Below are 16,083 nucleotides of genomic sequence, written 5' to 3' on the forward strand. Positions count from 1 at the left end.
TGAAATCGTGCCTGCAATCAACTTAGGGATGCCCAAAGCACCCGAAACCCTGGCGCCGCGGCGCAAGTCCCGTCAGATCAAGGTCGGCAAGGTGCTCGTCGGTGGCGACGCGCCGGTGAGCGTGCAGTCGATGACCACGACGCCGACGCCGAACATCAACGCGACCCTGCAGCAGATCGCCGAACTCACCGCTTCCGGCTGCGACATCGTGCGCGTGGCGGTGCCGAGCCGCGACGACGCCGAGGCGTTGCCGATCATCGCGAAGAAGTCGCAGATCCCGGTGATCGCCGACATCCACTTCCAGCCGAACTACGTGTTCGCCGCCATCGACGCCGGCTGTGCGGGGGTGCGCGTGAACCCGGGCAACATCCGCAAGTTCGACGACAAGGTCGGCGAGATCGCGGCGGCGGCCAAGGCGGCGGGGGTGAGCATCCGCATCGGCGTGAATGCCGGCTCACTCGACCCGCGCCTGCTCGAGAAGTACGGCAAGGCCACCCCTGAGGCGCTCGTCGAGAGCGCCGTCTGGGAGGCGTCGCTGTTCGAAGAGCACGACTTCCACGACTTCAAGATCTCGGTGAAGCACAACGACCCGATCGTGATGGTGAAGGCCTACCGCCTGCTCGCCGAGCGCGGCGACTGGCCGCTGCACCTCGGTGTCACCGAGGCGGGGCCCGCGTTCCAGGGCACCATCAAGAGCGCCACGGCGTTCGGCATCCTGCTCGCCGAGGGCATCGGCGACACCATCCGCGTCTCGCTGTCGGCGCCGCCGGCCGAAGAGGTGAAGGTGGGACTGCAGATCCTGCAGTCGCTGAACCTCCGCGAGCGAAAACTCGAGATCGTGTCGTGCCCGTCGTGCGGCCGCGCCCAGGTCGATGTGTACAAGCTGGCGAACGACGTCACCGACGGCCTCGAGGGCATGACCGTGCCGCTGCGGGTCGCGGTGATGGGCTGCGTCGTGAACGGGCCCGGCGAGGCGCGCGAGGCCGACCTCGGCGTCGCCTCGGGCAACGGCAAGGGTCAGATCTTCGTGAAGGGCGAGGTCATCAAGACCGTGCCCGAGTCGGAGATCGTGGCCACCCTGATCGAAGAGGCGAACCGGCTCGCGGCCGAGATGCCGCCCGGCGCCGTCGGCTCGCCCGAAGTCGTCACCGCGTAGGCGCGGGCGCCGGATGTCGCTGCCGTACTTCTTCGAGGACTTCGCGACCGGGCAGGTCTTCGTGACCCCCGGCAAGACGGTCACCGAGACCGACGTCGTGATGTTCGCGGCGCTCACGAACGACAACAACCAGTTGCACACCGACGCGGAGTTCGCGGCCGGCAGCCGCTACGGGCAGCGCCTCGTGCACGGCCTCTACGGCGCGTCGCTCGCGCTCGGCCTGATCGCCCGAACCGGCGTGTTCGAGGGGTCGTCGGCGGCGCTGCTCGGCATCGACGGCTGGCGCTTCCTCGCGCCCGTGTTCATCGGCGACACGCTCACCTGCACGGTCGAGATCCTCGGGCTGCGGCTCACCTCCTCCGGCGCGACCGGCGTGGTGGAGCGGCTGTTGACTCTGCGCAACCAGCGCGACGAGGTCGTGCAGTCGGGGCGGATGGACATGCTCATGCTCGTGCGCCCCACCGCCTGAACCACGATCCGGCCCTGACCGGCCAGACTGGGAACATGAACCCGAGCCAGGCCTTCCGCACCGCCCGCGACACCCTCCTCCGGCACCGCACCGAATCCGCCGCCGCAGCGGCCGAGTTCACCTGGCCCGACGTCGGCCCGCACTTCAACTGGGCCGTTGACTGGTTCGACGAGATCGCGGTCGGCAACGAGCGGCCGGCCCTCTGGATCGTGGAGGAGGACGGGCGGGAGCAGAAGGTCAGCTTCGACCGGATGCGCTCCCGCTCCGACGAGGTCGCGGCCTGGCTGGCAGCCACCGGGGTGGAGCCGGGCGATCACGTGCTGCTGATGCTCGGCAACCGGGTGGAGCTCTGGGAGTCGATGCTCGCCGTCATGAAGCTCGGCGCGGTGCTGCTGCCCACCACGACGCTCCTCTCAGGGAGTGACCTGGCCGACCGGATCGAGCGCGGAGGCGTGCAGCACGTCATCGCCGAGGTGGGTCTCGCCCCGACTTTCGCCGCGCTCCCTGCCGGGCTCACCGAGGGGCTCGGGTTGATCGCGGTGGGAACGGGAGCGGGGGCGCCCCGCGAGGGGGAGGCCCGGGCATCCGTCGCCCCCGCCGGCTGGCTCGACTACGACGACTCGCTCGAGGGCGCCGGCATCTGCCCCACCGTCGTGGTCGACTCCGACGAGCCCTGCTTGATCTACTTCACCTCGGGCACGACCTCGAAGCCGAAGATGGTGGTGCACACGCGTCGTTCGTACCCGGTGGGGCACCTCTCCACGCTGTACTGGATCGGTGCCGGGCCGGGCGACGTGCATCTGGCGATCAGCTCGCCCGGCTGGGCCAAGCACGCGTGGAGCTGCTTCTTCGCGCCGTGGAACGCCGAGGCGACGGTGTTCGTGTACAACTACACCCGCTTCGACCCGGCGGCGTTGCGCGAGCAACTCGTCCGTGCGCGTGTCACGACGTTCTGCGCGCCCCCGACGGTGTGGCGGATGCTCATCCAGTCCGAACTCGGATCGCGACCGCCCGCGCTCCGCGAGATCCTCTCGGCCGGCGAACCCCTCAACCCGGGCGTGATCGCCGCGGTCGAGGAGGCGTGGGGGCTGACCATCCGCGACGGCTACGGGCAGACCGAGACCACCGCGATCGTGGCCAACCCGCCCGGGCAGCCGATCGTGCCCGGCGCGATGGGGCGGGCGCTGCCGGGGGTCGCGATCGCGATCATCGATCCGGTGTCGGGCGAGCCCGCGGCCGCCGGGGAGATCTGCCTCGATCTCGCAGCCGACCCCGTGAACCTCATGGCCGGGTACCGGGGCGACGAATCGCGCACGGCGGATGCCCGCGCCGGCGGGTACTTCCACACCGGCGACGTGGTCGACCGGGCGCCTGACGGCACCATCACCTTCGTGGGCCGCACCGACGACATCTTCAAGTCGAGCGACTACAAGATCTCGCCGTTCGAGGTCGAGAGCGCGTTGCTGCGGCATCCGGCCGTGGCGGAGTCGGCCGTGGTGCCGGCACCCGACGCCACCCGGCACGCGGTGGTGAAGGCCTACGTGGCGCTCGCCGCCGGCTGGGCGGCCGATGCCGAGACGGCGCGCGCCCTCTTCGAGCACGCGCGCGCCGAGCTCTCGGCCTGGGAGCGGGTGCGCCGGATCGAGTTCTTCGAGCTGCCCAAGACCATCTCCGGGAAGATCCGCCGGGTCGAGTTGCGCGACCGGGAACAGGCCGCCTTCGACAGCGGCACCGAGCTCCCCGACGAGTACCGCAGCGACCGGACTACCGGGTAGCGCGTTCGCGCAGCACGAAGGAGAGCGCGAAGCCCACGGCCACCAGCGCCGCGAGCAGGGTGAACACGGTGCGGATGCTCGTGGCGTCGGCGAGCTCGCCGAGCAGCGGGTTGAGGAACCCGCCGAGCGAGAGCGTCAGTCCCAGGGTGAGTCCGCTCGCGGTGCCGACACGGTTGGGCAGGTAGGAGTGGGAGAGCGTGATCTGCGGGGCGAACGGTAGGAAGATCGTGAACCCCACGACCGCGGTGGCGACCACGACCACCGCGGTGTTCGGCGCGAGCACGATGGCGGCCAGACCCAGCGCGCCGAGCAAGTAGCCGGAGCGGATCGTGCGCAAGCGCCCGAACCGGTCGGCCAGGAAGCCGCCCGCCAGCGTACCGGCGGCGCCCGCTGCGGGCAGCACGGTCAGGGCGATGGATGCGGTGCCCTCGTCGACCCCGAAGCGCTGGATCGAGTACAGCGACACGAACGACGACGTGCCGACGTAGGCCACCGACCAGAACGCGAGCACCAGCGTGAGCCACGCGAACGCGCGCCAGTCGTCGCGCGGGAGGGGCGGCGCTGCGGCGGGCGTCGCGGCGAGCGGATGCGCGGGGCCGACGTCGTCGAGCTCCTCCAGCGCGATCTCCACGGCCGGTTCGACCACGCCGTCGGTCCGGGCGGCGGCGCCGCGGTCGGGGCTCGCCGATGCACCAGGGTCGCCGGCAACGGTACCGGGTGTGGCTGGTGCCGCGGACGCTGACGGTGACGCTGCGGTCGCCGTCTCGGGCGACCGGCGGGCGCGCATCCGGAGCACACGCATCCGGAGCAGGTAGACCACCGCCATGACGACGGCCGGGATGGCCAGGAGCGGGGTGGCACCGAGACCGAGCACGCCGACGGTGAGGAGCACGCCGGTGGGCGCCAGAGCGACGCCGACCGTGCCACCGACCGAGAAGACGCTCATCGAGCGGTTCGACCCGTTGCCGGCCTCGCGAGCGGCCATCGTGGCCGCGGGGTGGTAGGCGGCGACACCGATGCCGGAGATGGCGATGACGATCCAGGTGAGCCAGTACGAGCCGGAGACCACCCCGCTGAGTGCGATCCCGGCGGCGGCCACGGCCATTCCGGCGAGCAGCATCCAGCGCATGCGGTAGCGGTCGGCGAGCAGACCGAACACGGGTTGGGCGACGCTCGAGAGGGCGGTGGCGGCGAGGGTGATGCCCGCCACAGCGGCGTAGTCGTAGCGTTGCTCGAGCACGAAGAGCGGCAGGAGCGCCGCGACGCCGCCGGTGTAGAAGTCGTTGACGGTGTGGGTGGAGACCAGCAGCCAGAGGCCGGGTCGGGTGCTGCGGGGCATGCGGTTCAGGCTTTCAGGATGTCGATGGTGTCGAGCACGTTGGCGTTGACGACCGCGGCGGCGGCCGCCGGGTCGGCGGCGGCGACGGCGTCGTAGAGGCGGGCGTGGCTGGAGTCGACGTCGTGGCCGGCGAGCGACTGCTGGTGCACGACGTCGATGAGGGCGTCGCGGAGCCGCGGGAGGAAGGTGTCGAAGAGGCTGAGCAGCAGCGGGTTGTGGGCGGCGACGACCACCTCGCGGTGGAACAAGAGGTCGGCGTCGATGAAGGGCTCGGCGAGTTCGGCCTGGGTCGTCGCCAGGCGTTCGCGGGCATCGAGGGCGGTGCGGATGCGCGCGAGATCGTCGTCGGTGCGCCGGCGCGCCGCGAGGGCGGCGGCCTGCACCTCGAGGGCTTCCCGTACCTCGTAGACCTCGATCACCTTCGCCGCGTGCAGTGCGGAATCCCAGGTGCGGGGCGGGGTGGTCGAGAGAACGTAGGTGCCGGAGCCCTGCCGTGATTCGAGGAGGCCCGCCTGCACGAGCGACCGGGTCGCCTCGCGCACGGTCGAGCGGCCGACGCCGAGCTGTTCGGCGAGCTTCACCTCACCGGGCAAGGCCGTGCCGACGGGCCAGGTGCCCGCGGCGAGCTGCTCGGTGAGGGAGGCGGTGGCGAGCTCGACCAGGCCGCTGCGCTTCAAAGACTTCATCATCGCTCCTCAGATGTCTGAGGACTTAACGTAGCGCACCTCGACTCTCCCTGTCACGCCGTGCCGCTCCCGGATGCACGCCGGTTGGATCGTAGGATGCCTGCGTGACCAGCGAACCCAGCACCGCGCCCCGCGCATCCGCTTCCCCGCTCCCTCCGTCGCCGCCGCCCGTGCACGAGGTGACGATCGACGCGCGGCCGGGAAAGGGGCCGCGCCCGGCGAACCTGCCGCTGCGGCAGCGGCCCTTCGACATCGCGTTCGCCGTCGTGTTCCTGCTGTTCACGGTCACGAGCGGCATCAGCGACCTGGTGCCGACGATCGGCATCCCGATCACCGCCGATTCGACCAACTGGCTGGCGCAGTCGAACTACTGGTACGGGCACGACGCCGATCCGCTGTTCATCGACCCGCCGGTGTGGATGCGCTTCGTCACCGGCCTCTCGGCCTTCGTCTACGGCCCGTTCTACCTCGTGCTGGCGTTCTGCCTGCTGACGGGGCGCAACTGGATCCAGCTCCCCGCGGTGATCTACGCCTCGGCGATCTCGATGATCACGGGCGTCGTCGTCTTCGGCGTCGAGTTCTTCGGCGAGCCCGAGTTCCAGACCCAGAACCCGGCGAAGTTCCTCGCCTTCAACCTTCCGTACGTGATCATCCCGATCCTCCTGCTCGTTCGGATGCGCAAGCCGCTACCGTTCACACGGAGGTGGTGACGGTGCCGGAACATGTAGTGAGCATCGATGTTGGAACCGACTGGGACCCAAACGCGCCATTTGCAGTCTTACTTGCTGACGATGAGGGTAGAACTGCCTTGGCGCTGAATGCACAGATCGATGATCCGGATCAGCGGTCAGTTGTCTTGTTCTGGACGGGTTGCCGCTCCCGTGCGATGGGCGACCCGAATGATGAGGCCCGCTCGGGGCACCGGTTGTGGGGGAGCGGATTGGCGTCGGTGCTCTGGATCGGTGAGGTGCGGGAGAGTGAACTCGTCAAGGCGTTGGAACGTCAGAACAGCGTTCACGACCGCCACGATCCCGCTCGGTTCGCCGATCTCGTGCATCACATCGTGTTGACCAAGGAAGAGACTATCGAGGTCGTCGCCGACGACCTCACGGTCAAGCGGATCGAGGGTTCCACGGGACGCGCAGCACGCGAAGCATTTGCGTCCTAGGACGAAGGGATTCCCACTCTCTCGAGAGTTCTTCGGTGAGCCCGAATTCCAGACCCGGCGCCGGTGACTGCCGCCACCTTCCTTCGAGTGCGTGGGCGGGGCTCAGGCTGCACGCGGGAGGCGACGGCGGTGGGCGATGACGAAGATGAGGTTGAGGAGCGCGAGGGCCGTGACGGCGGCGGTGGCGAGCTGGGCGATGAGCAGGGTGGTGGCGACGGACGGGTCGTAGGGGTCGACCAGCCGGGTGCCGTCGCCGTCGGACGAGCCGACGTACCACTGCGCGTCGCCCGGGCCCGGCACGTGCACGAGGAGGGTTGTCGTCAGAGCGGCGGCAGCGACGACGAGGAGTGCGATCGCGACGACGAGGATGCCCGTCGAGCGGGGTGCGGCGGTGGTCACGGGTCGAGGCTATCCGGTTCGTGCCGCGCGCGCCGCCACCGCCCGGGTAGTCGGGCGGCCCCCCGCGGACGGGTCAGGGGAGGCTCGTGAACAGGTCGGCGATGGCGCCGAGGAGCGACCAGATGGGGCGGCGCGGTTTGCGGATCTGCGTCCACGACTGCCCGTCGAGTCGGTAGCGGGCGCGGCAGACGGGGCAGGTCCATTTCGTGCCCGGGGCGGCGGTTGCGATCGGGAGGGCGCACGGGTGGGTCGGACGGGCCAGGATGCGCATCGCACAACGGTAGCGCGGGTTACGTTCGGTTGCGGGGCGTTTTGGTACCAATGGGCCGGGCCGCCTAGCGTCGGAGGGTGACCACAGTGCCCTCGAACGAGACCATCGCGAATCTGTCGACCGAGAGCAGGCGGTACCCGGCGCCGGCGGAGTTCGCGGCACAGGCGAACGTCGACGGTGGCCTCTGGGCGGATGCTGCTGCCGACCCGGTCGAGTTCTGGGCCGAGCAGGCGCGGCGGCTGGAGTGGCACACGCCGTGGCACACGACGCACAGCTGGACACCCGCTCGCCCGGCCGAGAGCACCGGCGACGCCGGCGACACGGGCAGCGCGGGCGGCGCCGGCGACCCCGAGCTCGGGGTGCCGGTCGCCGAGTGGTTCGCCGGCGGCACCCTCAACGTCGCGGTGAACTGCGTCGACCGGCACGTCGCCGCCGGCCGCGGCGACAAGGTCGCGCTGCACTTCGAGGGCGAGCGGGGCGACCGCCGAACGATCACCTACGCCGACCTCCAACGCGAGGTCGCGAAGGCCGCCAACGCCCTCACCGACCTCGGCATCGCACAGGGCGACCGCGTGGTCATCTACCTCCCGGTCATCCCGGAGACCGTCATCGTGACCCTCGCGGTCGCCCGGCTCGGCGCCATCCACTCGCTCGTCTTCGGTGGATTCTCGGCCGAGGCCCTGCGCTTCCGGGTCGAGGACACGGGAGCCAAGCTCCTCGTCACCACCGACGGCCAGTTCCGCCGCGGTCAGGCCGTGCCCGTGAAGCAGAACGCCGACGCCGCCGTGGCCGGCGAGAACGCCGTCGAGCACGTGCTCGTGGTGCGCCGCACCGGCGATGAGACCCCCGACGTGCCGTGGACGCCGGGCCGCGACCTGTGGTGGCACGACGTCGTCGACACCGCGCCCGACGTGCACACGCCCCAGTACTTCGACGCCGAGAATCCGCTCTTCATCATCTACACCAGCGGCACCACCGGAAAGCCGAAGGGCCTCGTGCACACCTCCGGCGGCTACCTGACCCAGGCCTCCTGGACCCACTGGGCCATGTTCGACGTGAAGCCCGACGACGTGCACTGGTGCACCGCCGACCTCGCGTGGGTGACGGCGCACACGTACGAGATCTACGGCCCGCTGAGCAACGGCGTCACCCAGGTCATCTACGAGGGCACGCCGAACAGTCCGCACACCGCTCGGCATTTCGAGATCATCGAGCGCTACGGGGTGACGACGTATTACACGGCGCCGACGCTCATCCGCACCCTGATGACCTGGTTCCCGGATGGGGTGCCCGCCGAGTACGACCTGTCGAGCATCCGTCTGCTCGGCACGGTCGGCGAGGCCATCAACCCGGAGGCCTGGGTGTGGTTCCACGAGAACATCGGTGCGGGGCGCGCGCCCATCGTCGACACCTGGTGGCAGTCGGAGACGGGCGCCGCGATCATGGCGCCCCTCCCCGGCGTCACCACCCTGAAGCCCGGCTCGGCGACGCGCGCCCTGCCGGGGTTGCGCACGCTCGTCGTCGACGAGGCGGGCGAGGAGGTGCCGTTCGGCAGCGGCGGCTACCTCGTGGTGGCCGGCACCTGGCCGAGCATGGCGCGCACGGTGTGGGGGAATCCGCAGCGCTACCTCGACGCCTATTGGCGGCGCTACGCCGAGCAGGGCTACTTCTTCTCGGGCGACGGCGCGAAATACGACCTCGACGGCGACATCTGGTTGCTCGGCCGGGTTGACGACGTCATCAACGTGTCGGGGCACCGCCTCTCGACGATCGAGATCGAGTCGGCGTTGGTCGCGCATCCGCTGGTCGGGGAGGCGGGGGTCGTGGGCGTGCACGACGAAACCACGGGGCAGGGGATCGCGGCGTTCGTCATCCCGGCCGCCCGGGGCGACGCCGATGGTTCTGCGCTCGCCGCCGACGACACGAGCGGATGGCGCCACGCTGCCGACGCGGTGAGTGCCGAACTGCGCGCCCACGTCGCGCGGGAGATCGGGCCCATCGCGAAGCCGCGCGACGTCGTGCTCGTGCCCGATCTGCCGAAGACCCGTTCGGGCAAGATCATGCGGCGCCTCCTCGGCGACACGACGAGTCTGCAGGACGAGGCGGTGCCGCGGCAGATCCAGGCGATCGTGCGGGGCTGAGCGCAGCGTCAGTGCACGGTGAGGCGCGGGGCGGCGGCGAGCAGCTGCTGCGTGTACGGATGCGTCGGCGCACCGAACACCGCCGCCGTCGGGCCTTCCTCGACGATGCGCCCGTCTTTCATCACCGCGATGCGGTCGCTCATGTGCTGCACCACGCCGAGATCGTGCGAGATGAAGAGGTAGCTGAGCCCGCGTTCCCGCTGCAGGTCGTCGAACAGGTCGAGGATCTGCGCCTGGATCGACACATCCAATGCCGAAACCGGCTCGTCGCAGATCAGCACCGCCGGATCGGCCGCCAGCGCCCGGGCGATCGACACCCGCTGCCGCTGGCCGCCTGAGAGCTCGAGCGGTCGCCGGCCGAGCACGGCACTCGCCAGGCCCACGTCGTCGAGCAGCCGGGCGACGGATTCGCGCCCCGCGCTCACCCCGCCGGCGCTGCTCCTCGACTCGCGTGCGTCGGCTGAGGCGCCGTCCGCGCGCGGGGGACCGGCGTGCACCCTGGCGGAGCGGTGTGCCGAGCCGCGGAGCGCATCGGTGAGGATCTGCTCGACGGTGAGGCGCGGGTCGAAGGAGGAGAGCGCATCCTGGTACACGGCGCCGAGGAGGTGGCGCCGCGGTCGGCGCTGCCGCTCGGGGAGGGGTGCCCAGGGCTCCCCGTCGAGCGTGACCGTGCCGGAGTCGGGTGCCGTGAGGCCGAGCGCGATGCGTGCGAGCGTCGTCTTGCCCGACCCCGACTCCCCGACGAGCCCCAGGGTGGTCCCCCGCTCGAGCACGAGCGACACGTCGTCGACCGCCACCCGCTCTGCGCCTCGCGCGCCACTTCGCACGGGGAACGACTTGCGCACCCCGTGTAGCTCGAGCACGCCATCCACGCGTCGCAGCTCGGGCAGTCGAGGCTCCCGGCTGCCCGATTCGCGACCAGTCACCTCATCGAGCGGGCTCGCGTACGCCAGAGGCAGAGGCAGAGGCAGAGGCAGAGGCGGGGTGGGTGCGGGCGGTGCTGCGTTCGCGGGGGGCCCTGCGGGCGTCAAGGGTGCGGGTGCAGGGGTTGCTGCGGGTTCGCGGGGCGCGGCTGGAGCTTCGGTCGCCGAAGGCACGGGAGGCACGGGAGGCACGGGATGCGCTGCGGGTGCCGGGGTTGCGGGAGGCGCTGCGGGTGCCTGGATTGCGGCGGGCGCAGAGATTGCCGCGGGCGGAGCTGCGGTCGCGGGGGGCGCCGCGACTGCGGGCAGCGTGAGGGAGACGCCGCGCGGCACCCCGGTGGGCACGGCGCGCAGCAGGGCGCGGGTGTACTCGTGCTGCGGATCGCCGAGCACCGTCGCGGTCGGTCCCGACTCGACGACGTGGCCGTCGCGGAGCACCAGCACGTCGTCCGCGATGCGCGACACCACGGCGAGGTCGTGGCTGATGAACAGCAGCGCCGTGCCGCGCGCCTTCACCTCCTCGAGCAGGGCGAGGATCTGCGACTGCACCGTCGCGTCCAGCGCCGTCGTCGGCTCGTCGGCGATCAGCACGGGCGGATCGGCCGACAGCCCCGCCGCGATCAACGCCCGCTGCCGCAAGCCGCCCGAGAGCTCGCCGGAGCGTTGCCCCACCCGCGCCTCGGGCTCGGGCATCCCGACCGATCGCAGCAGCTCGAGCACCCGCGCCCGCCGCTCCGCGACCGAAAGCCGCGTGTGCAGCCGCAGCCCATCGGCGATCTCGCGCCCGATCGGCCGCAACGGATCGAGCGACACCAGCGCATCCTGCACCACCAGCCCCACCTGCCGCCCCCGCACCCGCCGCCACTGGGGGGTCGACAACCCGCGCCCCGCGCCACCGCTCGCGCCACCGTCCGCGCCCCGAGCATTCGCACCCAGGACGGATGCGCCCAGCACCTCGAGCGCATCCGCCGACACCCACGACGCAGGCCCCGCGAGCCCCACGATCGCCCGCGCGGTGACGCTCTTGCCCGACCCGGACTCGCCCACGATCGCGAGCGCCCGGCCCGCCCGCAGCTCGAACGACACCCCGTCGACGACCGGCGCCGAGTCCCGTCGCCCGAACCCCACCCGCAGCTCCCGCACGCGCACGAGCGGCTCCCCGACTGCCACCTCGCTGGGGGTCGGAGCCGCCGACGCCGCCCGGTGCGACGGAGTTTCGGCACGAGCATCCGGAACGACGGAGTGAGGCTCCGTACCGGGCGAATCTCTCCGTCGTTCCGGCGCCGTGCCGCCGGCCGAGCCCGGCCCGGCGCCGCTCACCGCGCACTCCGTCGCTGCAGCGCCCGCCCCAGCACCGTGGTGGCGGCGGCGCTCAGCACGATCGCGAGGCCGGGGAAGAACGTCATCCACCACGCCGTCGCCAGGTAGTTCTTGCCGGCGAAGAGCATCGCGCCCCACTCCGCCGCGGGCGGCTGCGCGCCGAGCCCGAGGTACGACAGCGCCGCCGCCCACACGATCGCCTGCCCCACACCGAGCGTCACGAGCACGAACACCGGCGCGACCGCGTTCGGCAGGATGTGTCGCACCAGGATGCGTCCCCGTGACCGCCCCAGCACCACCGCCGCCTCCACGTACGCCGACGAGGCGACCGACCGCGTCTGCGCCCGGATGATCCGCGCATACCCCGGCGCCGTCGCCAGCCCCACCGCGATCGTCGACGTGACGATCCCCGGCCCGTACACGGTGATCACGAGCAGCGCGAGCAGCAGCCCCGGAAACGCGAACAGCACCTCGAGCAACCGGTTCACCCCGAAGTCGACGGCCCGCCCGCCGAGCGCCGCGGCCATGCCCAGCACCAGCGCCAGCGCGATGCCGATCGCGGTCGCCGACACCCCGATCACGAGCGAGGGCGCCGTGCCGTGTACGACTCGGGTGTAGACGTCCCGCCCCGACTCGTCGGTGCCGAACGGATGCCCCCACCCCGGTGCCCGGAACGCCTCCGCCGGGTCGATGGCCAGCGGGTCGCCGGGTGCCAGCAGCCCCGGCCAGAACGCCGCAACGAGCAGCAGCAGGAGGAAGCCGGCCGCGACCCACTGCGCCACCCCGAGCCCGCGCAGCCCCCCGAGCCGACCCAGCCGCCGGGCGAAGTCCCGAAACGACGGAGTTCCGGCGCGAATGCCCGGAATGACGGAGTCCTGGCCCGGCCCGGCGGGAGAACTCCGTCGATCCGGCACGCCGGAGCGGATGGCGGCGTTGCCGGCGGCGAGGTGGGAAGCGGGGGCGGGGGGTGGTGTGGAAGCGGGGTGGGAGGCGGCTGCACCGGCGCCCGAAGCAGGGACGGACGGTGGGGTGGTGGGGGGCAGGCTCACGCGGCACGCTCCCGGGGGTCGGCGAGCCGGGTCGCCGCATCCGTCGCCACCGTCATCGCCACGTAGCCGAGCGCCACCACCAGCACGACGCCCACCACGAGCGGCACGTCGCGCAGCTGCACCGCGTTGAGCAGCGTGCGCCCGAGCCCGGGCCGGGCGAAGATCGTCTCCACCACCACCGCCCCCGAGATGAGCCACCCGAACGCCCACCCCGACAGCGCGATGCCGGGCAACGCTCCGTGCCGCAGCACGTGCCGGAACCGCACCCCGTTCTCGCTCTCCCCCCGTGCGCGCGCCGACAGGGTGAACGGCGCCTCGAGCGCGTTCAGAACGGATTCGCGCATCACCTGCCCGAGAAACCCGGCGAGCGGCAGTGCGAGCGTCAGTACCGGCAGAACCAGTCCCGCGGGCCCCGCCGTGCTCACCGCCGGGAGCCAGTGCAGCGTCGTGCTGAACACCAGCACGAGCACGGTGGCCAGCCAGAAGTGCGGTACCGCCGCCGCCACGATCTCGAGTGCCGAGCCCACCGCGCCGGCCACCCGCCCGCCGCGGGTCGACCACAATGCGAGCCCGAGCGCGATCGCCCACGCGACCACGAGCGCCAGCGCCGCGAGCAGCAGGGTGCCCCCGATCTGCGACCCGATGATCGACACGACGGATGCGCGCTGCGAGTACGAGGTGCCGAGATCGCCCGTGGCGAGCCGCCCGAGCTGCGCGAGGTACTGCACGAGCAGCGGCTGGTCGAGCCCGTACTCCGCCCGCACCTGCGCGAGCGCTTCGGCGCTGGCGTTCGACCCCGGCCCGCCGAGGATGGCCTGCGCAGGGTCGCCCGGAATCAGCCGAAGACCGAAGAAGGTCAGCGTTGCCGCCGCCCAGAGCACGAAGACCGCCCCGCCGATGCGGAGCGCGAGCCAGCGCACGCCCGCCCACGCCCGCGGCGCCGCGCGTGAGCGCGAGCGCGCGGGCGCGGGCGCCGGCGAGGGTGACGGCGAGAGCGCGGCGTCCGGGGGAGTCGCCGGCAGTCCTACTGCTCCACCCACGTGTCTCCGAAGTACGGAATCTCGAGCGTCGGCAAGAGCGACAACCCGTGCACCTTGGTCGAGTACCCGATCTTCTGCAGGTGGTCGTAGAGCGGCAGCACGTAGGCGCCGTCGGCGAGGATCTTCTGCGCCTGCTCGTAGAGATCGGCGCGAGTGGCGTCATCGGTCGTCTGTCCCGCCTCGGTCAGCAGCGAGTCGAGCTCGGGCAGAGACACGTGCGCGTTGTTCGAGTGGTACCCGCTCGGCGCCGGCGTGATGTTCGACGAGTGGTACAGGATGCGCAGCACATCGGGCGAATTCTTCGTGTAGATCGCGCTCGTCACCCCGAAGTCCCACGACCCGAGCGCCGCGTACCACGACGACAGATCGAGCGGCTGCAGCTCCACGTCGAAGCCGACCTCCTTGGTGGTGGCCTGGATCTGCTCGAACAGCGACTGCTCCGCCGGGATCGACTGGTTCGTCGACACCGGGAACTTCACCACGAGCCGCTGCCCGTCCTTCGTGCGGTACCCCTCCGAGTCGCGCCCGGTCCAGCCCGCTTCGTCGAGGAGGTCGTTCGCGAGTGAGGGATCGATCGTGTAGTCGTCGGGGAAGGATGCGCCGTAGGGGGTGCTCGACGAGAGAACCGAATACGACCGAGACGCCGTGCCGAAGAACAGGCTCTCGATGCCGGGGTTCACATCCGCCGAGTGCACGAACGCCTTGCGCACCCGCTCGTCGTCGAAGGGCGCGTAGCCCGCGTTCAGTTCGAGCCGAATGGATGCCCCGGGCAGCGCCCCGGTGAGCACGTCGAACTGGTCACTGGTGGAGGCCGCCACCACGTTGTCGGGCTGCATCTCGTCGATCACGTCGACCTGGCCGGACTGCAGCGCCGCGAAGCGGGTGGCCGAGTCGGGGATGAAGCGCCAGACGATCTTCTCGAGGTAGGCGGGCCCGTCGTGCGCGGCACCCGAGGGCGCCGAGTTGTAGTTCTCGTTGCGCACCAGCGTGATGCTGTCCTGCTTGGTCCAGCTCTCCACCACGAACGGCCCGGTGCCGATCGGCGCCTCGCAGTTGGCCTCCAGCCCCCGCGCGAGACCGGCGGGCGACTCCATCGCGAGCCAGGTCTGGGCGAGCGACTCGAGCAGCGCGCTGTCGGGCTCGGCGAGGTGGAAGCGCGCCGTGGTCGGGTCGACGGCCTCCACCGACTGCACCTTGCCGAGCGCGAGGATGCCCGTCGACGACGCCGTCGCCGGGTCTTGGATCTGCTCGATGTTCGCCTTCACCGCCGCGGCGTCGAACGGGGTGCCGTCGCTGAACTGCACGTCGTCGCGCAGCGTGATGTCCCAGGTCAGCCCGTCGGCCGACGGGGTGCCTGCGGTGGCCAGCCACGGCGCGATGGCGCCGGACTCGTCCTGCGAGAACAGCGACTCGAGGAAGTTGGTGCCCACCAGCGCCTGCGGCATGTTGCCGCCGTTGTGCGGGTCGAGGCAGTCGGGCTCGCCGAACCCGGTCGCGTAGGTGAGGGTGCCGCCGCTCACCGGGGTGCTGCTCGCGCCGGGTGCCGCGTCGGCGGCGCAGCCGGCCAGGAGAAGGGCGGATGCCGCCGCCACGGCGAGAAGGGGAATGCTGCGTCTGGACACGGAAGAGCCTGCCTGTGTGGAATGGTGGGGAGAGCGATCTGCTGTGATCGCCACCCAGTCTAATTCTTGTACTGGATCTATTTATTCCCCTCGACAGGTGCACCGGGAGATGAGATGGTCGGCAGGCCCCGCGCCTCCTCGCAGCGGATGCTCGAAGAAGCCGCCTCCGAGCTCTTCCTCGAGCAGGGCTACGCCAAGACCACGATCGAGCAGATCACCCAGCGCGCGGGCGTCAGCCGCAACACCTTCTTCAACTACTTCGGCTCGAAGAGCGAGCTGCTCTGGGTGGAGCTCGACGCGAGCCTGCAGGCGCTGACGGATGCCCTCGCCGAACGCGCGACCGCCGACGACCCGCTCGGCGCGGTGGAGGAGGCCCTCCTGGTCACCGCCGCCGGGTTCACCGCCGACCGCGCGCCGCTCGTGCTGACGCAGTACGACGTGATGGGCATCGACGCCGAACTGCGCGCCGCCGGCCTCGCCCGCGCACTCGCGCACGCCGAGCTGATCGAGCGGTACCTGGTGGCGCGTCTGTGGGGCGTCGACCCCCGAGGCGCCGCCCGCCCGCTGCAGGCCCGGGCCGTCGCGCTCGCCGTGCTCGGCGCCGCGGCCGCCGCCGTCGGGCGCTGGGCCGCCGACGGGCCGACCCGGTCACCGCTCGTGTCCTACCTGGAGCGCACCGTGCATCCGGTTGTCGACGGATACCGCCGGGCCGGCCTCTGAATCCG

The 16,083-nt window shown here is 71.4% G+C and carries 15 protein-coding genes; 7 read left to right on the forward strand and 8 right to left on the reverse strand.

Features of this window, described 5'->3' with window-relative positions; all coding sequences use genetic code 11:
* Positions 1-7: 7 nt before the first annotated feature.
* The 3 genes from ispG to AC3WLB_RS14495 are packed head-to-tail and all read left to right on the forward strand — an operon-like array spanning position 8 to position 3,400.
* On the forward strand, positions 8-1,156 hold the full coding sequence (gene ispG, locus AC3WLB_RS14485) for a flavodoxin-dependent (E)-4-hydroxy-3-methylbut-2-enyl-diphosphate synthase (RefSeq protein ID WP_492507111.1): 1,149 nt from the start codon (positions 8-10) through the stop codon (positions 1,154-1,156).
* 13 nt (positions 1,157-1,169) lie between these two features.
* Complete coding sequence (locus AC3WLB_RS14490; RefSeq protein WP_022895250.1) at positions 1,170-1,625, forward strand: MaoC/PaaZ C-terminal domain-containing protein; 456 nt, start codon at positions 1,170-1,172, stop codon at positions 1,623-1,625.
* Between the two features lie 35 nt (positions 1,626-1,660).
* On the forward strand, positions 1,661-3,400 hold the full coding sequence (locus tag AC3WLB_RS14495; RefSeq protein ID WP_492507114.1) for an AMP-binding protein: 1,740 nt from the start codon (positions 1,661-1,663) through the stop codon (positions 3,398-3,400).
* Here the strand turns inward: AC3WLB_RS14495 and AC3WLB_RS14500 are convergent.
* Complete coding sequence (locus AC3WLB_RS14500; protein WP_492507116.1) at positions 3,390-4,739, reverse strand: MFS transporter; 1,350 nt, start codon at positions 4,737-4,739, stop codon at positions 3,390-3,392. The genes AC3WLB_RS14495 and AC3WLB_RS14500 overlap by 11 nt on opposite strands.
* Before the next feature lie 5 nt (positions 4,740-4,744).
* Complete coding sequence (locus tag AC3WLB_RS14505; protein WP_492507118.1) at positions 4,745-5,425, reverse strand: FadR/GntR family transcriptional regulator; 681 nt, start codon at positions 5,423-5,425, stop codon at positions 4,745-4,747.
* Between the two features lie 104 nt (positions 5,426-5,529).
* Here AC3WLB_RS14505 and AC3WLB_RS14510 point away from each other — a divergent pair, with 104 nt between their 5' ends.
* Positions 5,530-6,135 (forward strand): DUF2781 domain-containing protein, encoded by a 606-nt coding sequence (locus AC3WLB_RS14510; protein ID WP_022897566.1) that lies wholly within the window; start codon positions 5,530-5,532, stop codon positions 6,133-6,135.
* A complete protein-coding gene (locus AC3WLB_RS14515; RefSeq protein WP_492507121.1) occupies positions 6,129-6,593 on the forward strand; it encodes a hypothetical protein in 465 nt (154 codons plus the stop codon). Before AC3WLB_RS14510 ends, AC3WLB_RS14515 begins: the two co-directional genes overlap by 7 nt.
* 102 nt (positions 6,594-6,695) lie before the next feature.
* Here AC3WLB_RS14515 and AC3WLB_RS14520 read toward each other — a convergent pair whose 3' ends face one another.
* Together AC3WLB_RS14520 and AC3WLB_RS14525 are read right to left on the reverse strand one after the other, a co-directional pair.
* Positions 6,696-6,992 carry a hypothetical protein gene (locus tag AC3WLB_RS14520; RefSeq protein WP_492507123.1) on the reverse strand — a complete coding sequence of 99 codons (297 nt, stop codon included), beginning with the start codon at positions 6,990-6,992 and terminating at the stop codon, positions 6,696-6,698.
* 73 nt (positions 6,993-7,065) lie between these two features.
* Positions 7,066-7,263, reverse strand: coding sequence for a hypothetical protein (locus AC3WLB_RS14525; RefSeq protein ID WP_492507125.1), 198 nt, complete (start codon positions 7,261-7,263; stop codon positions 7,066-7,068).
* 77 nt (positions 7,264-7,340) lie between these two features.
* Here AC3WLB_RS14525 and acs point away from each other — a divergent pair, with 77 nt between their 5' ends.
* On the forward strand, positions 7,341-9,404 hold the full coding sequence (gene acs, locus AC3WLB_RS14530) for an acetate--CoA ligase (RefSeq protein WP_492507127.1): 2,064 nt from the start codon (positions 7,341-7,343) through the stop codon (positions 9,402-9,404).
* An 8-nt stretch (positions 9,405-9,412) separates the two neighbouring features.
* Here the strand turns inward: acs and AC3WLB_RS14535 are convergent, their stop codons facing one another.
* The 4 genes from AC3WLB_RS14535 to AC3WLB_RS14550 all read right to left on the reverse strand — a co-directional run bounded on the left by AC3WLB_RS14535 (position 9,413) and on the right by AC3WLB_RS14550 (position 15,358).
* Positions 9,413-11,647, reverse strand: a complete 2,235-nt coding sequence (locus AC3WLB_RS14535) for a dipeptide ABC transporter ATP-binding protein (RefSeq protein WP_492507129.1) — start codon at positions 11,645-11,647, stop codon at positions 9,413-9,415.
* Entirely contained in the window at positions 11,644-12,462 is an 819-nt protein-coding gene (locus AC3WLB_RS14540) for an ABC transporter permease (protein WP_492507291.1), read from the reverse strand. The genes AC3WLB_RS14535 and AC3WLB_RS14540 overlap by 4 nt, the downstream gene beginning before the upstream one ends.
* 230 nt (positions 12,463-12,692) lie before the next feature.
* Positions 12,693-13,616, reverse strand: a complete 924-nt coding sequence (locus tag AC3WLB_RS14545; protein WP_492507293.1) for an ABC transporter permease — start codon at positions 13,614-13,616, stop codon at positions 12,693-12,695.
* A 104-nt stretch (positions 13,617-13,720) separates the two neighbouring features.
* On the reverse strand, positions 13,721-15,358 hold the full coding sequence (locus tag AC3WLB_RS14550) for an ABC transporter substrate-binding protein (RefSeq protein ID WP_492507131.1): 1,638 nt from the start codon (positions 15,356-15,358) through the stop codon (positions 13,721-13,723).
* 114 nt (positions 15,359-15,472) lie between these two features.
* Here AC3WLB_RS14550 and AC3WLB_RS14555 point away from each other — a divergent pair, with 114 nt between their 5' ends.
* On the forward strand, positions 15,473-16,078 hold the full coding sequence (locus tag AC3WLB_RS14555; RefSeq protein ID WP_022896576.1) for a TetR/AcrR family transcriptional regulator: 606 nt from the start codon (positions 15,473-15,475) through the stop codon (positions 16,076-16,078).
* Positions 16,079-16,083: the final 5 nt, after the last annotated feature.

The sequence above is a fragment of the Herbiconiux sp. FW305-C-125 genome (assembly GCF_058783455.1).

Excerpts from the sequence above, each read along its gene's own strand:
- AC3WLB_RS14490 (WP_022895250.1), top strand. The coding sequence starts at position 1,170 with ATGTCGCTGCCGTACTTCTTCGAGGACTTCGCGACCGGGCAGGTCTTC.
- AC3WLB_RS14495 (WP_492507114.1), top strand. The coding sequence starts at position 1,661 with ATGAACCCGAGCCAGGCCTTCCGCACCGCCCGCGACACCCTCCTCCGG.
- AC3WLB_RS14500 (WP_492507116.1), bottom strand. The coding sequence starts at position 4,739 with ATGCCCCGCAGCACCCGACCCGGCCTCTGGCTGCTGGTCTCCACCCAC.
- AC3WLB_RS14505 (WP_492507118.1), bottom strand. The coding sequence starts at position 5,425 with ATGAAGTCTTTGAAGCGCAGCGGCCTGGTCGAGCTCGCCACCGCCTCC.
- AC3WLB_RS14525 (WP_492507125.1), bottom strand. The coding sequence starts at position 7,263 with ATGCGCATCCTGGCCCGTCCGACCCACCCGTGCGCCCTCCCGATCGCA.
- AC3WLB_RS14555 (WP_022896576.1), top strand. The coding sequence starts at position 15,473 with ATGGTCGGCAGGCCCCGCGCCTCCTCGCAGCGGATGCTCGAAGAAGCC.